The 18,016-nt window shown below is 29.0% G+C and carries 18 protein-coding genes and 1 pseudogene; 5 read left to right on the top strand and 14 right to left on the bottom strand.

All coding sequences use genetic code 11. The annotated features are described in order from the left end of the window. Positions 1-139: 139 nt before the first annotated feature. From KEC93_RS09720 to KEC93_RS09710, 3 genes and pseudogenes are all read right to left on the bottom strand, one after another. Positions 140-322: pseudogene (locus tag KEC93_RS09720) on the bottom strand (DsrE/DsrF/DrsH-like family protein); the annotation flags it as partial. A gap of 123 nt (positions 323-445) precedes the next feature. Next, positions 446-601: a zinc-ribbon domain-containing protein gene (locus KEC93_RS09715; protein WP_012058137.1), complete on the bottom strand. Its 156-nt coding sequence runs from the start codon at positions 599-601 to the stop codon at positions 446-448. 143 nt (positions 602-744) lie between these two features. Next, complete coding sequence (locus KEC93_RS09710; protein ID WP_077870049.1) at positions 745-1,242, bottom strand: CarD family transcriptional regulator; 498 nt, start codon at positions 1,240-1,242, stop codon at positions 745-747. A gap of 504 nt (positions 1,243-1,746) precedes the next feature. Here KEC93_RS09710 and fba point away from each other — a divergent pair. Continuing rightward, complete coding sequence (fba, locus tag KEC93_RS09705) at positions 1,747-2,613, top strand: class II fructose-1,6-bisphosphate aldolase (RefSeq protein ID WP_012058135.1); 867 nt, start codon at positions 1,747-1,749, stop codon at positions 2,611-2,613. A gap of 80 nt (positions 2,614-2,693) precedes the next feature. Here fba and KEC93_RS09700 read toward each other — a convergent pair whose 3' ends face one another. Next, entirely contained in the window at positions 2,694-3,050 is a 357-nt protein-coding gene (locus KEC93_RS09700) for a hypothetical protein (RefSeq protein WP_023975042.1), read from the bottom strand. Positions 3,051-3,297: 247 nt separating this feature from the next. Here KEC93_RS09700 and KEC93_RS09695 point away from each other — a divergent pair, with 247 nt between their 5' ends. Further along, the gene (locus tag KEC93_RS09695; RefSeq protein ID WP_077869509.1) at positions 3,298-4,647 is read left to right on the top strand and encodes a [Fe-Fe] hydrogenase large subunit C-terminal domain-containing protein; all 1,350 of its coding nucleotides are present in this window, start codon (positions 3,298-3,300) and stop codon (positions 4,645-4,647) included. A gap of 137 nt (positions 4,648-4,784) precedes the next feature. Here the strand turns inward: KEC93_RS09695 and KEC93_RS09690 are convergent, their stop codons facing one another. Together KEC93_RS09690 and gloA are read right to left on the bottom strand one after the other, a co-directional pair. Further along, positions 4,785-6,818 (bottom strand): penicillin-binding transpeptidase domain-containing protein, encoded by a 2,034-nt coding sequence (locus KEC93_RS09690; protein ID WP_077869510.1) that lies wholly within the window; start codon positions 6,816-6,818, stop codon positions 4,785-4,787. A 177-nt stretch (positions 6,819-6,995) separates the two neighbouring features. Continuing rightward, entirely contained in the window at positions 6,996-7,373 is a 378-nt protein-coding gene (gene gloA, locus KEC93_RS09685; protein WP_012058131.1) for a lactoylglutathione lyase, read from the bottom strand. Positions 7,374-7,711: 338 nt separating this feature from the next. Between gloA and cax the strand changes: the two genes are divergently transcribed. Beyond that, positions 7,712-8,758, top strand: a complete 1,047-nt coding sequence (gene cax / locus KEC93_RS09680; protein ID WP_023975045.1) for a calcium/proton exchanger — start codon at positions 7,712-7,714, stop codon at positions 8,756-8,758. A 77-nt stretch (positions 8,759-8,835) separates the two neighbouring features. Here the strand turns inward: cax and KEC93_RS09675 are convergent, their stop codons facing one another. Beyond that, on the bottom strand, positions 8,836-9,756 hold the full coding sequence (locus tag KEC93_RS09675; protein WP_023975046.1) for a magnesium transporter CorA family protein: 921 nt from the start codon (positions 9,754-9,756) through the stop codon (positions 8,836-8,838). 282 nt (positions 9,757-10,038) lie between these two features. On the opposite strand from KEC93_RS09675, the gene KEC93_RS09670 reads away from it, so the two are divergent. Together KEC93_RS09670 and KEC93_RS09665 are read left to right on the top strand one after the other, a co-directional pair. Continuing rightward, positions 10,039-10,605, top strand: a complete 567-nt coding sequence (locus KEC93_RS09670; RefSeq protein WP_077869511.1) for a LemA family protein — start codon at positions 10,039-10,041, stop codon at positions 10,603-10,605. Continuing rightward, complete coding sequence (locus KEC93_RS09665; RefSeq protein ID WP_077869512.1) at positions 10,602-11,396, top strand: TPM domain-containing protein; 795 nt, start codon at positions 10,602-10,604, stop codon at positions 11,394-11,396. The genes KEC93_RS09670 and KEC93_RS09665 overlap by 4 nt, the downstream gene beginning before the upstream one ends. Positions 11,397-11,484: 88 nt before the next feature. On the opposite strand, the gene KEC93_RS09660 is transcribed toward KEC93_RS09665, so the two are convergent. The 7 genes from KEC93_RS09660 to KEC93_RS09630 all read right to left on the bottom strand — a co-directional run bounded on the left by KEC93_RS09660 (position 11,485) and on the right by KEC93_RS09630 (position 17,982). Next, the gene (locus KEC93_RS09660) at positions 11,485-11,754 is read right to left on the bottom strand and encodes a late competence development ComFB family protein (RefSeq protein ID WP_012058126.1); all 270 of its coding nucleotides are present in this window, start codon (positions 11,752-11,754) and stop codon (positions 11,485-11,487) included. A 235-nt stretch (positions 11,755-11,989) separates the two neighbouring features. Continuing rightward, entirely contained in the window at positions 11,990-12,949 is a 960-nt protein-coding gene (locus KEC93_RS09655) for a methyl-accepting chemotaxis protein (protein ID WP_077869513.1), read from the bottom strand. Positions 12,950-12,962: 13 nt separating this feature from the next. Further along, on the bottom strand, positions 12,963-13,994 hold the full coding sequence (locus KEC93_RS09650) for an FIST signal transduction protein (protein ID WP_077869514.1): 1,032 nt from the start codon (positions 13,992-13,994) through the stop codon (positions 12,963-12,965). Positions 13,995-14,259: 265 nt separating this feature from the next. Next, positions 14,260-15,591 carry a CCA tRNA nucleotidyltransferase gene (locus tag KEC93_RS09645; RefSeq protein ID WP_077869515.1) on the bottom strand — a complete coding sequence of 444 codons (1,332 nt, stop codon included), beginning with the start codon at positions 15,589-15,591 and terminating at the stop codon, positions 14,260-14,262. A gap of 106 nt (positions 15,592-15,697) precedes the next feature. Continuing rightward, complete coding sequence (locus tag KEC93_RS09640) at positions 15,698-16,594, bottom strand: MurR/RpiR family transcriptional regulator (protein WP_012058122.1); 897 nt, start codon at positions 16,592-16,594, stop codon at positions 15,698-15,700. Between the two features lie 224 nt (positions 16,595-16,818). Next, complete coding sequence (locus KEC93_RS09635) at positions 16,819-17,529, bottom strand: pseudouridine synthase (RefSeq protein WP_012058121.1); 711 nt, start codon at positions 17,527-17,529, stop codon at positions 16,819-16,821. Between the two features lie 192 nt (positions 17,530-17,721). Beyond that, on the bottom strand, positions 17,722-17,982 hold the full coding sequence (locus KEC93_RS09630; protein WP_041895918.1) for a hypothetical protein: 261 nt from the start codon (positions 17,980-17,982) through the stop codon (positions 17,722-17,724). Between the last annotated feature and the right edge of the window lie 34 nt (positions 17,983-18,016).

Below are 18,016 nucleotides of genomic sequence, written 5' to 3'. Positions count from 1 at the left end.
ATATATTTTAATCCCAATACTTGTCTTCTATAATTTCATATTATCACCAATCATTGTAAAAACAAACAATAAAAAATAGACTTGGTGAAATTATTAATTACCAAGTCTATGAAATATTTATATTACAAACAATTATTAATTAAATAAACAAGTTTAGTCCAGAACCTTCTGTTGATCCTAAATATAAAGCAACTCCACCAATTTCAACCCCATCAATAAATTCTTCTTTTTTAATCCCCATTAACTCCATGCTCATAGAACACGCTCCCACCTTAACTCCCATATCTATAGCATTTCTTATTAATGTTTCTAATCTATCAACTTAAAACGCAAAAACTATCTAGGCAACTTTTTTTAAGTTATCCATAAATTTTATTGGAATATAAATTTCTAAAGAATAAAAAAAGAGTTGTAAGAAAATCTTACAACTCTTAATAAAATAATATTATCTTCTATTATTTTGTTCCTTCTTAATTCTTCTGCAAGATATACATCTTGTAGGTTCATTAGTAAATCCCTTTTCTTGGTAGAATTCTTGTTCCCCTACAGTGAAAACAAATTCTTCTCCACAATCTCTGCATACTAAAGTCTTATCTGTCATATAAAGTTCCTCCTTTAACTAAAGATTAATATATTGATTCATATAATTCTCTAAAGGAGAAATTTACATATCTATAAAAAACCTTTTATTTTATTTACAATATTCATTATAACATACTTCAGTAAAATAGCAAACTTTTTAACTTAACTTTTTAAATTCATTGAGATATCCAATAACTCAGAAGCCTCATCACTTGTTAAACATTTTGCTTGAGCAATCTCTTCTACTACAATTTTCTTTATATGATTTAGCATTTGTTTTTCACTTGAATTTAAACTATGCCATCTTTTCAATTGTGTTAAATTAAAGATAACTTCAATAAATTCATCAAATGTGCCTGATTTCATTTTTATTTTACTTATATTCCTTCTTTCTTTATAATTAATTTTAGAAAATTTTTCTGCTTCTGTCATAAATCTATCCAAATGTTTTAAACTATTCTCTAATGTTTTAATATCGCTCACTAACCTTATATTGAATGTATTTGCTGCACTAATAGGTAAAGTTAATTTCATGGTATTATTAATTAAGTGTATTATATAACATTTTATTTTCTCACCTTTGAGTTCCTTTTCTTCAATAACATCAATTATTCCTATTCCTTGACTTGGGTATACAACCTTATCTCCTATGTTAAACAAAAAATGACCTCCTCACATGTAATAGAATTAATAAAACTAAATTATATAAAATTTTAATATTGTAATTATCTAGATAATACATATAAAATTAAGCGCTCTAAAAGTTCATTTTAAAATGCCTACTCATCTTATGACCATTGTAGTTATAAAAAGTTTTTACTTTCTAGTATGGTACTTATTTCAAAATATAAATCTAACTTTTAGCATTTTTTATCCGTACCATCATTTCTCTACATAAGTCCTTTTTTTAATTAAATTCTACATATTACCACTCTTTCATAAAATAAGATTTTTATTATCTAAATATATATTATGTAAATTTCGTATAAAGATACATATGTTTTATTAAAAGAAGCAGATTTTTCAATTTATTGTTTTCATATAGTTAATTTTAGAGTATAATAAGTTTGAAAAAGGAAAAACTGATGTGTAAAGTACATAAATCATTTTTCCTAAGCTATTATAGTTATTATAATAAATATACAAGTATACGGAGGTCGTAAAATGTTAACATCAGCTAAAGAAATGTTAAACAAAGCTAGACAAGGAAAATATGCAGTTGGTCAATTCAACATCAACAACTTAGAATGGACTAAAGCTGTATTATTAACTGCACAAGAAAATAATTCACCAGTTATCTTAGGTGTATCTGAAGGTGCTGGAAAATATATGACAGGATATAAGACTGTATCTGCAATGGTTAAAGCAATGATCGAAGAATTAAACATTACTGTACCAGTTGCTTTACACTTAGATCACGGCAGCTATGAAGGTGCAAAAAAATGTATCGAAGCTGGATTCTCATCAATCATGTTTGATGGATCTCATTATCCAATAGCTGAAAATATAGAAAAGACTAAAGAATTAGTTGCTATAACTAATGAAAAAGGACTTTCTTTAGAAGCAGAAGTTGGTTCAATTGGTGGAGAAGAAGACGGAGTTATAGGTAAAGGTGAAGTTGCTGATGCAAATGAGTGTAAGCAAATAGCTGAATTAGGAGTTACTATGTTAGCTGCTGGTATTGGAAACATTCATGGAAAATACCCTGCAAACTGGGCTGGATTAGATTTTGAAGCATTAGCTAAAATTGAAGAAGCTGTTGGAACTTCTATGCCATTAGTATTACATGGTGGTACTGGAATTCCTGAAGATATGATAAAGAAAGCTATATCTCTTGGAGTAGCTAAGATCAATGTTAATACTGAATGCCAATTATCATTCCAAGAAGCTACTAGAAAATATATTGAAGCTGGAAAAGATTTAGAAGGAAAAGGATTTGACCCAAGAAAGTTATTAAATCCTGGATTCGAAGCTATCAAAGCTACAGTTAAAGAAAAAATGGAATTATTCGGTTCAGTAAACAGAGCTTAATTTCATTGAATATAAGGAGCACTATATTTAGTGCTCCTTTTTATTTTAAATTAGTATTTCAATCAAATTTCCCTCTTTATCTAAAACAATGCCTTTATAAATATGTTTTCTAGTATTGATATTGAATCTATAATTACTTTTTCTCTTTTTTTAATATAAAAATTGTCATGTATGTTTTCAAGTATCCTATTATAGTCATTATCAACTATAAACTTACTCAAAATCTCAATTCTATCATTTCTATCCAATTTATATTTATCCAAAATTCCTACAATATCTCCTATTTCACTATTAAAACTTTTAAGATTAGAACCTCTTTTGATATTTGCTAACCTCGAAATGCAACCTGTATCATTAATAATTTCAATGTTCGATAACCCCTCAATTTTATTTTTCCTTGCCCCATCTTTTAAAATATTTAATATATAAATAAACATTTTTACATCTCCCCAATAAGAATAAAACTTAAATTTAATTATACGTTTACATTGAATAAAATTCAAGATTAATATAAAATTTATTAACTGTATTTTAAATATTACTTCTACATCTATATTTGTTTTTCCTTCCATTTTCTTATTTTTTTCTATTTTAATTTAACTTATGCTGAATTTTAGTATTAATATATGCAAATAAATATATAATAATATATAATAGATATTTTTGCAATTTGGAGGTGTCTTAATGAATAATAAATATAATGATTTATTCGATGAGTTAGTTAAATCATATTACAATGGTAATTTTGATGAAACTCTTAAACGTATTATGGTATGTCACAAAAAGTCTCCACAAGAAACTTTTGAGATTATTAGATCGTTGTGTGGAGTTGATATGGAGTTCGATAATAATTATGTATATAATCTAAAAAAAGCAATTACAGAATATACAGTTAATACAAGATTAATTGAAAAACTTAAAGGCTGTAATGAATCATGTCCTAGAAATGAAGACGGTAAATTTAGCTGTCAGGTTGCTTGTCCTTTTGATGCCATTCTTTATGATGAAGAAGAAAGATCAACATACATAGATAACGATAAATGTCTAAATTGTGGTGTATGCGTGGATTCATGTAAGCATGGATTAATATTAGATAAAGTTTATTTTCTTCCCGTTTTAGATTTAATGCAGAACAATAAAAAAGTCTTTGCTGCAGTTGCTCCTGCTATTAGCGGGCAATTTGGCGCTGAGGTCACTATGGATCAAATCAGGGCTGCTCTTATAAAAATAGGTTTTACTGATATGATCGAAGTTGCCTTTGCAGCAGACGTATTAACAATAAAAGAAGCTGTTGAATTTGATAAACATGTGAATGGGCCTAAAGACTTGATGATTACTTCATGCTGCTGCCCTATTTGGATAGGAATTCTTAGAAAAGTTTACAAGGAACTTGTTCCTGATTTATCCCCATCGGTTTCACCTATGGTTGCTGCTGCACGAATGATAAAAAGTCTTGATTCCGATGCAAAAGTAGTTTTTATAGGTCCATGTATTGCAAAAAAAGCTGAAGCTAAAGATAAGGATTTAAACGATGCAGTAGATTTTGTATTAACATTTCAAGAGCTTGACGAAGTATTCAGAACTTTAGACATAAAGCCTGGTGATTTGGATGGTGTACCATCTGTTGAGTACGCTTCTAGAGGCGGAAGATTATACGCCCGCAGTGGTGGCGTTTCAATTGCTGTATCAGAAACAGTTGAAGAACTTTTCCCTGAAAAGCACAAGTATTTTAAAGCTGCAAAAGCCTCTGGAGTAAAAGATTGCAAAGAACTTCTTGAAAACGCTCTAAATAGAAATGTTGATGCAAACTTCTTAGAAGGAATGGGATGCGTTGGCGGATGTGTTGGTGGTCCTAAAGCAATAATTCCTACAGAACAAGGTAAGGAATCAGCCGATAAATTTGCTTATGATTCACCTATAAAGGTTCCAGTTCATAGTAAAGTACTTGATGAGGTATTAAATAAACTTGGTATAAATTCAATAGATGACTTTCATGATCATGAAAAAGTAAGTATTTTTGAACGTGAGTTTTAACCTAATTTTATTTTGACTTCTTAATCTATAATTTCATCTGAATGCTAATTAACATAAATATTTATAGTATATTTTACTAAAAAATGGCTGTATAAATCTACAGCCATTTCATATATGAATTGCAATTGTTAATCTTACTAATTTACAGTTTCAAGAGCCTTTTTTACTTTAGGAACTACATAGTGGCTACTACCTCTATCTTTAACATCTTCAATCATCATTACTACCAATAGATTATTGGGAGATTTATTAGTGGTCATCCCAACGAACCATCCTAATTCTGTACCATTATTATCATCCTGAGATGCTTTTATCTCCGCTGTTCCTGTCTTTCCAGCTATAGTTAACCCACTAGTATAAGCTCCATGACCTGTCCCACCTGAATTTTCTACTACTTGTATCAAATCTTGAAGTACCGTATTAGCTGAGTCTTTTGATACAACATTAGCTTTCCATACTTTGTTATCTGAATTATCCTTTTTCACAAGATATGGTGTTAATATATTTCCTTCATTTTGAAACATAGTGTAAAGCGCTGCTAGATGCACAGGATTTACCAAAACTTCACCTTGACCATACCCACTGTCTGCTAGTTGTACCTCAGATTTAAAATCCTTATCACTTGAATATTGTGAATTATATAATGGATATTCAAATGGAATTTTATCAACAAATCCAAAGCTATTTAACTTATCTCTAAGTATATCCTTTCCAATATCTAACGCTGCCTGAGCAAAGTAGATATTATCAGAATAAACAAGTGCATTCGATAGATTTGACGGTCCTTTATAATCGCTTACTCTTGTAACTGAGTAATTTCCCCAACTGCTATCCTTCTTCCAGCTAAGGCCAGTTATATTTTTATTTGCATTGGGATCTATCTTTTTTGTATCTAAACCAATAACCGCAGTAATTGGCTTAAAGGAAGATCCAGGCACTAATGTTGCCTGAAATCTATTATACATAGGTTTTTTAGGATCATTATTCAAACTATTCCACTCATCACCTGACATGCCCAAAACAAAATCATTTGGATTAAATGCTGGTGTACTAACCAAAGCTAAAACCTCTCCTGTATTAGGATTCATAGCAACTGAAGTTCCTTTATCACTACCAAGCTGACTATATAATAAGCTTTGTAGACTGCTATCAATTGTTAATTTTAAATCCGCACCGTTTTTAACATCTTTTGTTATAATTGATTTTTTCTTTTCGCCCTGAATACTTTGAATATATATTTCAGCACCATCAATTCCTCTTAATGTATCTTCGTATGTTTTTTCAAGCCCTGATTTACCAATTATAGAATTTTCAGTATACTCCTCATCTTTATGTTTATCCAATTCATCAGCATTTATAGCTTGCACATATCCAGTTAGATGTGCTACCTGCTCTCCTAGAGAATAAACTCTTGCATCTTTATCATTAATTTTAACTCCTGGAATTTTAAGAAGGCTCGGAATTCTTTCATCACCATATGGTATTGCCTTTACCGGAATAAACATATCTGGTTTAACATATGATGCATTTAGTTGACTGTTTATATAATCAACAGTTATCCCTAATACTTTTGAGATTTCATCAATTGATTTATCTTTGTTTTCACCTAAGTTTCCTGGAACAATTCCAACGTTAGATGAAAAAGAATCTGTTGCCAGTTTAACTCCATTTCTATCTAATATGTCTCCTCTTTTAGATTTTATTATTTTAACTCTTATTTTGTCGCTATCAGCTAAGTCCGGGAATATTGCTTGAGAATTCCACATTAAAGCATAATCCTTTCCAATCTTCCTACTCATAGTTGCACTATTTGAAAATTCTAATTTTCCACATATAGTATCCATGCTGGTTTCATAATATACGGTAGCTTTATCACCATCTTTTTTTACATTTTTTACATAGATTTCAATATTACTAGCACCAATACCTTCATAAATATTTTTGTTCCTTGTAATAAAATCATCTTTGGACATCTTTTGTATAATTTCACCATCTGCCAAATCATACATTTTTTCATATTCTTTTGAATTTAATAAGCTAAAGTACTCCAGTAATTTATTTTCCGGTTTGTGTGTCTTATTGTAAAAAAAGAAAGCAGCTAAACTAATAATAAATGGAATTACTACTATTCCTGCACCAATTAATATATAAATATTTTTCTTTTTATCCATAAAATCCAACCTTCTCTATCTTAAATCTATCAGTAAATTATACCATATAAATGTATATCTTTACATCTCGAATTCCACATTATTAAAATATAAAGAGAGACTACTTTTATATTTTCGCAATCTCTCTTAATCTAATATATATTTATATAATTCACTTATTTTTCAAGCATAAAAGTATTATCTTCGTATAACTTCTACTTTATATCCATCTGGATCAGTCACAAAATAATATCCTGGTTTTTCTCCTGGTAATCCTTTCAAAGGCGTAACTTCGTATCCTAGTTCTATATGTTTTTCTCTCATTTCTTCTAAGTTTTCAACACCTATTGCAGTATGGCTGAATCCATTTCCTAAATCGTATTTTTCAACACCATAATTATAGGTAAGTTCAATTTCATATCCCCCCATCTCATTTGATAAATAAACAAGGGTGAATTTATGTTCTGGGAAATCTTTTCTTCTAGTCTCTATAAGACCTAGTGCATCTCTATAAAACTTTAAAGATTCCTCTAAATTTTTAACTCTAATACAAGTATGCAACATTTTTACTGACATTTCAGTTCCTCCTTAATTTAAATAATTTTATAATTTATTTGCATCAATAGTATATATTTCTCTATACAACATTACTTTGCATTTATATACACTAATTTCTTATATTAATATACCACATAAAATGCAAATAATAAAATAGTTTCCTATTCCTAAAATAAAAGTAAAACTAATTCTAACTATTTTCCTAATTAGAAAAATATAGCATAATGTCAAATTATAGTTTATAATATTATGATGTATTTATTAAACACTAATTATTATTCAATTATCATTTGAATTTTCAATTAAAATTAATTAGAATTACAAATTTATAATAATTATCAAGGAGGCAATATTTCATGAAATTACTAAAATATATGCTTATTTTTATTCCAATAAGCTTTATAGCAGAATTTGTTATGCATGTATCTCCATCAATAATGTTTATACTTGCAGCATTATCTATAGTACCACTAGCAGGACTTATGGGTGAAGCAACTGAAGAAATTTCATTCTACTCAGGCCCTAAGATTGGCGGTTTTTTAAATGGCACTTTCGGAAATGCAACAGAACTAATAATATCATTTTTTGCTCTTAAAGAAGGCCTTTTTGATGTTGTAAAATCTTCTATAGCTGGGTCTGTAATCGGCAATATATTGTTAGTACTTGGTGCTAGCATGCTTGCTGGGGGGCTAAAACATAAAACTCAGACTTTTAACAAAAAAGTAGTTGAAGTTTCTTCAAGTATGTTACTATTTGCTGTTGTTGGCTTGTGTGTACCTGCTTTATTTACCCATACTGTGGACCCAACTCTTTTGAATACTAGATATGAAGGGTTAAGTATAATAGTTGCAATAGTAATGCTTTCTATTTACATTTTAAGTCTTATTTTTTCATTCTTCACTCACAAAGATATTTATACAGTTTCTAATCAAGAAGAAGGTAGTGCTAAATGGACATTAAAGAAAGCAATATCTGTATTAGTTATTGCTACAGTTCTAGTGGCTATAGAAAGTGAATTCTTGGTAAGTGGAATAGAATCTATAACTTCAAGCTTAGGACTTAGTGAATTTTTCGTTGGTATTATTTTAATCCCTATTATAGGAAATGCTGCCGAACATAGTACTTCTGTTGTAATGGCAATGAAGAATAAAATGGACGTTGCTTTGGAAATAGCTATTGGCTCAAGCTTGCAAATTATATTATTTGTAGCACCAGTATTAATATTCTTAAGTTTATTATTCACTCCTATGAGTATTGTTTTCAATGAATTTGAACTGATTGGCCTTATTGTTGCTGTATTAATAGCTAATAGAGTTTCCAACGATGGAGAATCAAATTGGTTGGAAGGAGTTCAACTCCTTGCTGTCTATTTAATAGTTGCCGCATCATTCTTTATTTTGTAAAATTCAAAAAATAATCTAATTCCATTTTAATGCAATACCTCATAATTTCTTATTTATAAAATTATGAGGTATTATTTTTATAACCACTTATTTTTCTTGAACCATACACCACATAACACAACTACGCTGACACTTATTGAAATCACAAAGGGATATCCATAACTCCAACCATATTCCGGCATATTAAAATTCATTCCATACCACCCTACTATAAGAGTAAGTGGCAAAAATATAGTCGTGACCACCGTGAATAACCTCATTAATTGATTTTGATTTATGTCAACTTGAGCTTGATATGCTTCCCTTACTTGAGTAACATAATCTCTAAGATTATTCACATTCTGATATAGTCTATTAATACGATTAGTGAACATTCTAAAGTATCTTATTATTTTTTTATCAATTAATCCATTATCATTTTCTTCTATAGATTCTGCAATATTTAATAATCTTTCATAATACCTCTTCAATTTTAATAATTTTTTTCTCAACATAATAATCTTCTTTAAGTAATTATCATTCTTTGAAGTCATTAAGCCTTCTTCAAGTGCTGCAATTTCATATTCAAGTTCTTCAATATGATAAGTGTCCTCAAATGTAAGTTTATCAAAAAATGCATATAAAAGCTTGCTAAGATTCAATCCTTTAATCTCACCCGTTTTACTCTTAGAAATCACCTCTTCTAGAATATCATTTCCATCACTTATAAATACAAGTACGTTTTTCTGAAGAAACATACTTACTTTTTTTGATTGTTTTAATACATTATTAATTATAGGAATCTTTAAAGATATGTAATCTAGACCTTCATAACTTTCAAATTTAGATGTTCTTCCATTCATACAATCATATAATAATTTTTCGTTTATATTGAGGATGTCCGAAACTGATTTAAGTTCATCAAATTTGATGACAACAACAAATAATTTATTATTATTTGTTGTAATACTTTCCATTTTATCACTTTGTAATATATCATTCTCTAAAACATAGACCATTTTTAATCTCCTAAGTATAAATTTATTATATTTTAACATATTATCATAATCATTTCATCATATCCTTAAACTTCATAATGATTCGTTAATTAAAATTCGTTTATCGTTATGATACTTAAATTTTAACATCATAAATATTCTCCTTATTTAATTCCAAATCAATAATCTAAAGCTACTTGTAATTTTTGAATTATTATTTTAAATTTTGTTATATGGTTAGTTTACTATATAAAATTTATATTTCTGCACATAATATAATTAACTTAGAAAGGAGGCTTTTTAATGCGAAAAGGTACAAAAATAGCAATAATTGTAGTAATAATTTTGATAATAGTTGGTGTTCCTATAAGTAGTTATAATCAGTTGGTTTCTTTAGAACAGACTACCAATTCCGCATCTTCAAATATTGATACTCAATTGCAGAGAAGATCAGATCTAATTCCTAATTTGGTTAATACAGTTAAAGGATATGCTACACAAGAGAAATCTATATTTACTGATATCGCTAACGCAAGAAGCAGGCTATCTGGTGCAACGAATATACAGGAACAGGCTAATGCTGATAATCAACTTTCTGGTTCTCTTTCAAGATTATTGGCTATAGTAGAAAATTATCCTGATCTAAAGTCTAATCAAAATTTCAGGGATTTATCAGTTCAATTGGAAGGAACAGAAAATAGAATTGCAATAGCGAGACAAGATTATAATACTGCTGCAACAAATTATAATACTAAAAGAAGAAGTTTTCCAGTCAATATAGTATCTTCATTATTTGGTTTTCAAGAAAAACCACTTTATAAAGCTAGCGAAGGTTCAAAAGAGGTTCCTTCAGTAGATTTTACAAAATGATAATAAAATTAATACATAAATTTTTAAATTCATTATTATGTTTTCTTCTTTTAGTTACTTCTTCCCTTTGCCTCCTTTCAGCAAACGCTGAAAGTAAAGTTCCTTCTCCAACATCTTACAAATATTTAAATGATTATGTCCATATAATCAACGAAACTGAATTAAATAGTTTAATCTCTATCGGAAAGGAATTAGAAGATAAAACTGGTGCACAAGCTGTTGTAGTTATCATAAATTCAACTAATAATGTTCCTATTGAAGACTATGCTAATACTCTTTTTAGATCATGGGGCATCGGAGAAAAAGGTAAAGATAACGGCTTATTGATTCTTTTAGCGTTAAACGATAGGGCGTGGAGAGTTGAAGTCGGCCGCGGACTTGAAGGTGCTATTCCAGACGTTTTAAGTAGCAGAATTATGGAATCAGTTGCTAAACCTAGTTTTATAGAAGGAAAATATGGTGAAGGATTACTTAATTCTTATAGTACTTTCTGCGATCATATAGCAAAGGAATATAATGTTACTCTAGATAAATCATTAAATATCTCTGAAAAAAATACAAATGCTATTAAGTCTAATACCACAACTAAGGTGTTTGGAAGTATAATTCTAGGCGTGCTATTGCTAGATATTATATTTAATAGAGGTAGGATTTCTTTTTCACTACTTCAAATTCTTTTCTGGAGTAGTATCTTTAGAGGCCGTGGTCCCAGAGGCGGATCATCTGGAGGAGGTTTTGGTGGCTTCGGTGGTGGTTCCTCTGGTGGTGGTGGCTCTAGTGGAAACTGGTAGAACCACCCTAAACCATAAAATAAAGGTGCTCTTCTAAACGATATTTTATAATTTTCTGAATATCAGTAGTAATATTTTTCTGCAATGTTCATCTATCATGATTAGGGTTATTACTAACCTTATTTATCGCTGTTGTAACTTGTACTATTATATCAGTTTCAACTTGTTGTTTAGTACTTTCTATTTTGGCCATTATCTTTCCCAAAGGTGTTGCCACATAGTACGGTTTTAAATTGTTAAGAGAAAGTGTGAAGATGTCTCTTTTACATTTATCGCATTTACATCCATCTGTTTTTGCTAACAAGATTTCCATATACTCCTTAACCCATATTTCCATATAATTAATAACATTCTCCATTATGTTTTCTCCTTAATATTAAAGTCTTAAGCATTATCTAATCTTTACCACTGATAATGAAATTATACCACAATTTTCTAACACAACAATTATATCACTAATTTTTGAATATTTTAACCCTTATAAACTCATTTATCTGTATTTAAAGCAATAAAAGATTAGTTCTGCTAAACTCATCTTTTATTGCTTTATACTTGTTAGTTTGCTCACTGTACAAAAATATTTTATACAATATTTATTCCTTTTTAAGAATTTTAATTTGATTTATATAATTAAGTATATCTAGGTAACAATCACCTTTTTTCTGTATGCTATATACTATGTTTTGTAATTGTTGATTTTCAGTTCTTGATTCCTCAACTAAATTAGTTAAATTTGTTGATATTTCCTTTATTCCATGTAAATTATTCTTTTGAGAATCTTGAACTCCTTGTACATGTTTATATACTTCCGATTCAGCATCTACTATTTTATCTAGTATAGACGAAGATCCTTCAATAATTTTAGTTGTTTTATTTATAACTTCAGTTCCTTCATTGGATTTACCAGATAATTGCTCCATTGATTTTGTTAAATCATCTAAGGAATTCATAATATCTTTGGCATTTTTCTGAGTATCAACAGAAAGTTTTTTGATTTCATTAGCTACAACAGTAAACCCTTTTCCAGCTTCACCAACTCTAGCTGCCTCAATAGCTGCATTCAATGACAATAAATTTGTTTGCTGGGCAATTCCATTTATAATATTAGCAAACCCTTGAATGCTGTTATACTGATTTTGTATCTCTGAAATTAAACTGATAAATTCATCAAAAACCTTAGAGACTATACCGACCCGATTGATTAATTCATTAAAATCATTTCTTGCATTATCTATTTCTTTTTTAGAATTATCAAGACTAAAAAAAACACCTTGCACAAGACTTTCTGTCTTATCGCTATTATTAGATAAAACTTGCAAATACTCATTAACATTTTCTGTTTGGTTAGTCGTATATTCAGCTCCTTTAAGAAGCCTGTCTAATACGTATGTCACATTTTCTTCTTCATTAATAACTGTTCTTATATTATTTTCCATTATAGATGTTAACTCCATAACTTCATCTACGTATAGGAAACATTCCTCTTTTTCATTTATGTTAACTTCATTTTGATTTTGTATAGTTCTTATTTTCTTGCTTTTAAATTTAAACATCCCAATATCCCCCTTATTCAACTGCTAATATTACCATAGTTTGATTTACATGTTTTTTATAAAATTGTTCTCCATAGCTTACAAACCCGGTAGTATTAGGGCAAAATGAGAGGATTTCTTTATCTATTGCTTTCCAAATATTATCTTGTTGAAATTTTAAACTTCTTAATATACAATGGATTGATAGTATAAAGCTAGGTTTAAATCCGATTTTTCTAACTGTATCTTTTATTTGACTTATTGGATCGACAGGCTTTAGAACCTCTACGAAAGTACTTGACATAACTTGGCTATAAAATGTAATTGATTTATCAGCATTTACTTTCATAGGAGAAGATATAAAAATTTCATCTTCATATATTTTGCCTAAAGGATTATTTATAAAATAATTAGGAAGGTCGCTTTCTTTTATGTTTAAAGCTCTTGCATATTCAGTGCTGGCTGGAACTTTATTGAATGTCTTTATCGTTCTACTTATAGGATCGGCTTCAGTTACTAATAGCCTTTGCCCCATTGGTATGTATATATTTTCTTTAATTATACTAGTTCTTCTTTTTATGTTGAAGAATATTACTGCACTATTGACACGTTTTTCTCCTATGAATATAAATGTTTCTTTAAATTTAAGATTATCTCCAGCACTTCCACCTATGACTTTAAAATTATCATCTGTAAAATAGAGGGTACCTATAATACTTTCTTCCATTCCAGTTAAACCATCACATAATAAAAGTGCAAAAGCATTCTCATTATTTCTTATTTTTTCATAAGCCTTTTTTAAGTTATTTATGCTTTTTATTGGTGGATAACTTATTTCTATAACTTCACCATCACAAAGCTCATACTGGAATCCAGAGATAATTCCATTTTCATAACCATTTTTCCCATACTCTCCAGACGTAGAACAAAGTATAACATTTTCAGATACTAATTTGGATAATTCTACAACATTTTCTACATTTGAAAATAATATAAACCCCATATTAGTATTATTATTTGTGAACCTGGACGCTTCTTGTACGTTCGAAAATATTAAATTTATCATAATCCTATCTCCACCTTAAATTTTTCTTAAATGTAAAAATTTTCTCAAATTTCATTATAATTATATCCAATTTTTCTACAAAATACAATCACACAATTATTCTCTCATTAATTAAATTTATTGTATAGATTTAACTAAATAAAAACTTAAATATTTATATATACAAATTAAAAAAACTTAAAATAAAAGATATAAATTCAAAATGAGCAGCGCTTAATTTGAATTTATATCTTTTGATTATTAACATATTCTATATTAATAAATTTTATCTCCATCGTTTCATAACTAATTTAATTAGTTCCTGTTTCTCATTTGATTTAGGATCTTCAATTACAATATCCAGCAAATAATTTAAGATTTCACCAATCTTTTTTCCTTTATTAAATCCTAAGGATAATAAATCTCCACCATTGATTTTCAAGTTCTTTAAAGAAAAACATTCATCGTTATCAATTATTTCATTAAAATTACTTTCTGCCTCATCCAAATTTATTAAATGTTTTTTAGAGTATTTAGAGTCCTGAGCAAGTATATCCGCTCGCTGAATTTTAATTAGATCTTTAAAAAGATCTATACCTATTTCTCTCAATAGTTTTTTTATAGATACTTTATTATCCATCCTATAGTCATGATACTGTATAAGAAGTGTAACTTTATTAATTGTATTATTATCATATTTCAAATATTTTAATATTTCATTGGCTATTCTTGAGGATTCTTTTGAATAAGAACTGCAATGCAAATTGTCATTTTCATCAGTTCTTATTGTGCAAGCCTTTCCAAAATCATGAAATAGCATACTCAATCTCAAATATATTTGGGATTCTACAGTTTCAGTTGCTATAATTACATGATTATATAAATCATGTGAATGGCAAGAATTGTTTTTATTAAAATTATAGATTTTGCTTATTCCTGGAACTATGTATTCTAAAATTCCACATTCCCTCAATATTTCTATTTTTCTTGGATTATTAAGTAATATCTTATTAAATTCTTCTCTGATTCTCTCTTTTGATATATTTCTTATATTATCTTTAAGTTCTTTTATTGAATTCAGTGTTAACCTATCGATAGTAAAATCTAGTTGGGCAGAAAACCTAATTGCCCTAAGCATTCTTAATGCATCCTCGCCAAATCTTTTTCTAGGTTCACCTACAGTTCTTATTACCTTTTCATCCAAATCCTCTATCCCATTAAAATAATCTACTAATCCACTTATATTATTATATGCCATTGAATTAATGGTAAAATCTCTTCTCGCCAAATCTTCCTTTAAAGAACTCACAAACTTAACCTCTTTGGGATGTCTATTATCTTCATATTCACCATCTGATCTATAAGTTGTAATTTCATAACTCTCTTTATTTAACATTACTGTAACTGTTCCATGCTTTAATCCAGTTAATATAACTTTATCAAATAACTCCACTACTTCTAGTGGCTTAGCATTAGTTGTTATATCCCAGTCTTTAGGTTCTTTTCCTAGAATACAATCTCTAACACATCCTCCAACCATATAAGCCTCATATCCATTTTCTAATAACCTATCAATGATTAATGCAACATTTTTAGGCATCTCTATATTTTTATTCAATATTTCACCTCTAAACTTATCATTCTTATCAAAATAAATTTATCTTTATCTAATAAAAACAAGCTGCCCTCATAATCATCTGAGAACAGCTCTATTTACTAGAATTTTAATCATCTGCAACATTTCTATTATTATAAGAATAAACATTATACGTCTGCCATATTTGTTCTAAATTACCAAAAATATCAGATATGTTTTCCTTCTCTCGCATTCCTACTGCAATAATTAGTGCATTTATTACCGACATAGGTGCAACTAAAGAATCTACAAATGATGCCATATTACTTTGTGCAATTAATGTGTGATCAGCTTTAGACGCAAGAGGTGATAGTAAACTATCCGTGAGAGCAACCACTTTGGCTCCTCTATCTTGTGAAAATTCTAATGCATCAATAGTTTTAGCAGCATATCGAGGAAAACCAATTCCTATAACTAAATCTCCATCTCCTACATTTATCATTTGTTCAAATACATCTGAAATTCCATAACTTACAATTTTAACATTTTGCAGTATTATATTTAGATAAAACCCTAAAAACTCCGCAAGAGCAGTAGAACTTCTAAGACCAATTATGTATATTCTATTTGCCTCAAAAATCCCCTTTACTACGTCTTCAAACGTGTTTTGATTAATTTTTTCAAGAGTTGCACGTATATTTTCCATATCAGCTTTTAGTACACCTTTTAATGCATCTCCATCAGAAAAATAATCATTTCTAAGCTCTAATCTCTGTACAGTTGTTAGCTTATTCTTTATAAGTTCTTGTAATGCTTTTTGCAATTTAGGATATCCTGAAAAGCCAAGCTCAATCGCAAATCTTACAACTGTTGATTCAGAAACTCCAACAGATATTCCTAGTTTGGCTGCCGTCATAAATGCTGCTTTATCATAATTTTTTAATATGTACTCAGCTATTAATTTCTGACCTTTACTTAGCCTTATAAATTTTCCCTGAATTAATCTCATTAAATCTTTACTGTTTTCATTATTTACTTCATCCATCTTTTGCCTTCCTGTTACAACATTGAATAATATTATCTTAATTCTATCATCTTATTTCTAAATATTCAACAAATAACTTGTTTTTCACAGAGCATATTAAAATTTTGCAATATTTTATCAAGCTACTTTCATTACGTATTATATTTTAAAATCAATATCTTACTTTAATTTATTAATGATGTACAATCAAATTTCCTTTATCTGTCATTATGATTAGTTATTTTCTATAAACTATTAATATAATCTAGTTCTTCTTTGTTTAACTTTCTATATTCCCCTCTTTTTAAATATCCTAGTTTTATTTCCCCTATAGATATTCTTTTTAAAGATAATACATCATGGTGTATAGCAGCACACATTTTTCTTATTTGTCTGTTCTTTCCCTCATGAATACCAATCTCAATAGTCGAAACGCCTTTATCATAACTAATAACTTTAAGCTCAGCTGGAGCAGTAATATACCCTCCAATATCTATACCTATTTCAAACTTCATCTTATCTTTATCAGTTATCTCTCCCTTAACTACCGCCACATACCTTTTTATTATTTCTACCCTTGGATGGATTATTTTATTGTAAATTTCCCCATCATTTGTTAATAACAATAATCCTGAGCTATCATAATCTAATCTGCCAATTGGATATATTCTCTCATTCACCTTAACTATATCCAAAATAGTATCTCTGCCTTTTTCGTCTTTAACCGAGCTAATATATCCCTCAGGCTTATTGAGCATTATATAAACTTTATCTTCTTTCTTTTTTATTTCCTTTCCATCATATTCTATCATATCTTTTAATGGATCTACTTTTATTCCTACTTCATTAACTATAACCCCATTTACTTTAACTTTTCCTGAAATTATTAATTCCTCACATTTTCTTCTTGAAGCTACTCCACAATTTGCGAGATATTTCTGCAATCTTTCTTCCATAATTTAAATCACTCCATTTAGCATATAAATACATTTATACTTTTACATTTTAGATTATATCTTTTTCACTTATATAATACAACTTTCTAATTATTTTTATTTGAATATAAAGTAATAGAAACGCTGTCACCAGCGTTTCTATTATCTAATTATAAGGCTACTTTTAAATTGTACTCCTTATGATTAATCAAATTACCAGAGAAATCCTCCGCAACCTGCTCCGCCACCAAGGAATAAAATTAATAAAATCCAAAGCCAGCTTCCGCAGCCACCAAAGCCACCTCCGCAGCCCAAGCCGCCGCCACCAAAGCCGCCGTAGCCTCCAAATCCACCACCGTATCCACCGTATCCTCCGCAGCCGCCGCCGCATCCACAAACATTACAGCAACTAGGTTTGCAAGAGCAACAAGAATTACATTTACAGCAGCAACAATCATTAGAATGTTTAGACATGTTGATCATCTCCTATTCTTTTGTTAATATATTC

Source organism: Clostridium beijerinckii (genome assembly GCF_018223745.1).
GTDB lineage: Bacteria > Bacillota > Clostridia > Clostridiales > Clostridiaceae > Clostridium > Clostridium beijerinckii.
This window is presented reverse-complemented; position numbering and strand designations above follow the sequence as displayed.

Coding starts and splice junctions, on each gene's coding strand:
- KEC93_RS09715 (WP_012058137.1), bottom strand. CDS start 601: ATGACAGATAAGACTTTAGTATGCAGAGATTGTGGAGAAGAATTTGTT.
- fba (WP_012058135.1), top strand. CDS start 1,747: ATGTTAACATCAGCTAAAGAAATGTTAAACAAAGCTAGACAAGGAAAA.
- KEC93_RS09700 (WP_023975042.1), bottom strand. CDS start 3,050: ATGTTTATTTATATATTAAATATTTTAAAAGATGGGGCAAGGAAAAAT.
- KEC93_RS09695 (WP_077869509.1), top strand. CDS start 3,298: ATGAATAATAAATATAATGATTTATTCGATGAGTTAGTTAAATCATAT.
- KEC93_RS09690 (WP_077869510.1), bottom strand. CDS start 6,818: ATGGATAAAAAGAAAAATATTTATATATTAATTGGTGCAGGAATAGTA.
- gloA (WP_012058131.1), bottom strand. CDS start 7,373: ATGTCAGTAAAAATGTTGCATACTTGTATTAGAGTTAAAAATTTAGAG.
- cax (WP_023975045.1), top strand. CDS start 7,712: ATGAAATTACTAAAATATATGCTTATTTTTATTCCAATAAGCTTTATA.
- KEC93_RS09675 (WP_023975046.1), bottom strand. CDS start 9,756: ATGGTCTATGTTTTAGAGAATGATATATTACAAAGTGATAAAATGGAA.
- KEC93_RS09670 (WP_077869511.1), top strand. CDS start 10,039: ATGCGAAAAGGTACAAAAATAGCAATAATTGTAGTAATAATTTTGATA.
- KEC93_RS09665 (WP_077869512.1), top strand. CDS start 10,602: ATGATAATAAAATTAATACATAAATTTTTAAATTCATTATTATGTTTT.
- KEC93_RS09660 (WP_012058126.1), bottom strand. CDS start 11,754: ATGGAGAATGTTATTAATTATATGGAAATATGGGTTAAGGAGTATATG.
- KEC93_RS09655 (WP_077869513.1), bottom strand. CDS start 12,949: ATGTTTAAATTTAAAAGCAAGAAAATAAGAACTATACAAAATCAAAAT.
- KEC93_RS09650 (WP_077869514.1), bottom strand. CDS start 13,994: ATGATAAATTTAATATTTTCGAACGTACAAGAAGCGTCCAGGTTCACA.
- KEC93_RS09640 (WP_012058122.1), bottom strand. CDS start 16,594: ATGGATGAAGTAAATAATGAAAACAGTAAAGATTTAATGAGATTAATT.
- KEC93_RS09635 (WP_012058121.1), bottom strand. CDS start 17,529: ATGGAAGAAAGATTGCAGAAATATCTCGCAAATTGTGGAGTAGCTTCA.
- KEC93_RS09630 (WP_041895918.1), bottom strand. CDS start 17,982: ATGTCTAAACATTCTAATGATTGTTGCTGCTGTAAATGTAATTCTTGT.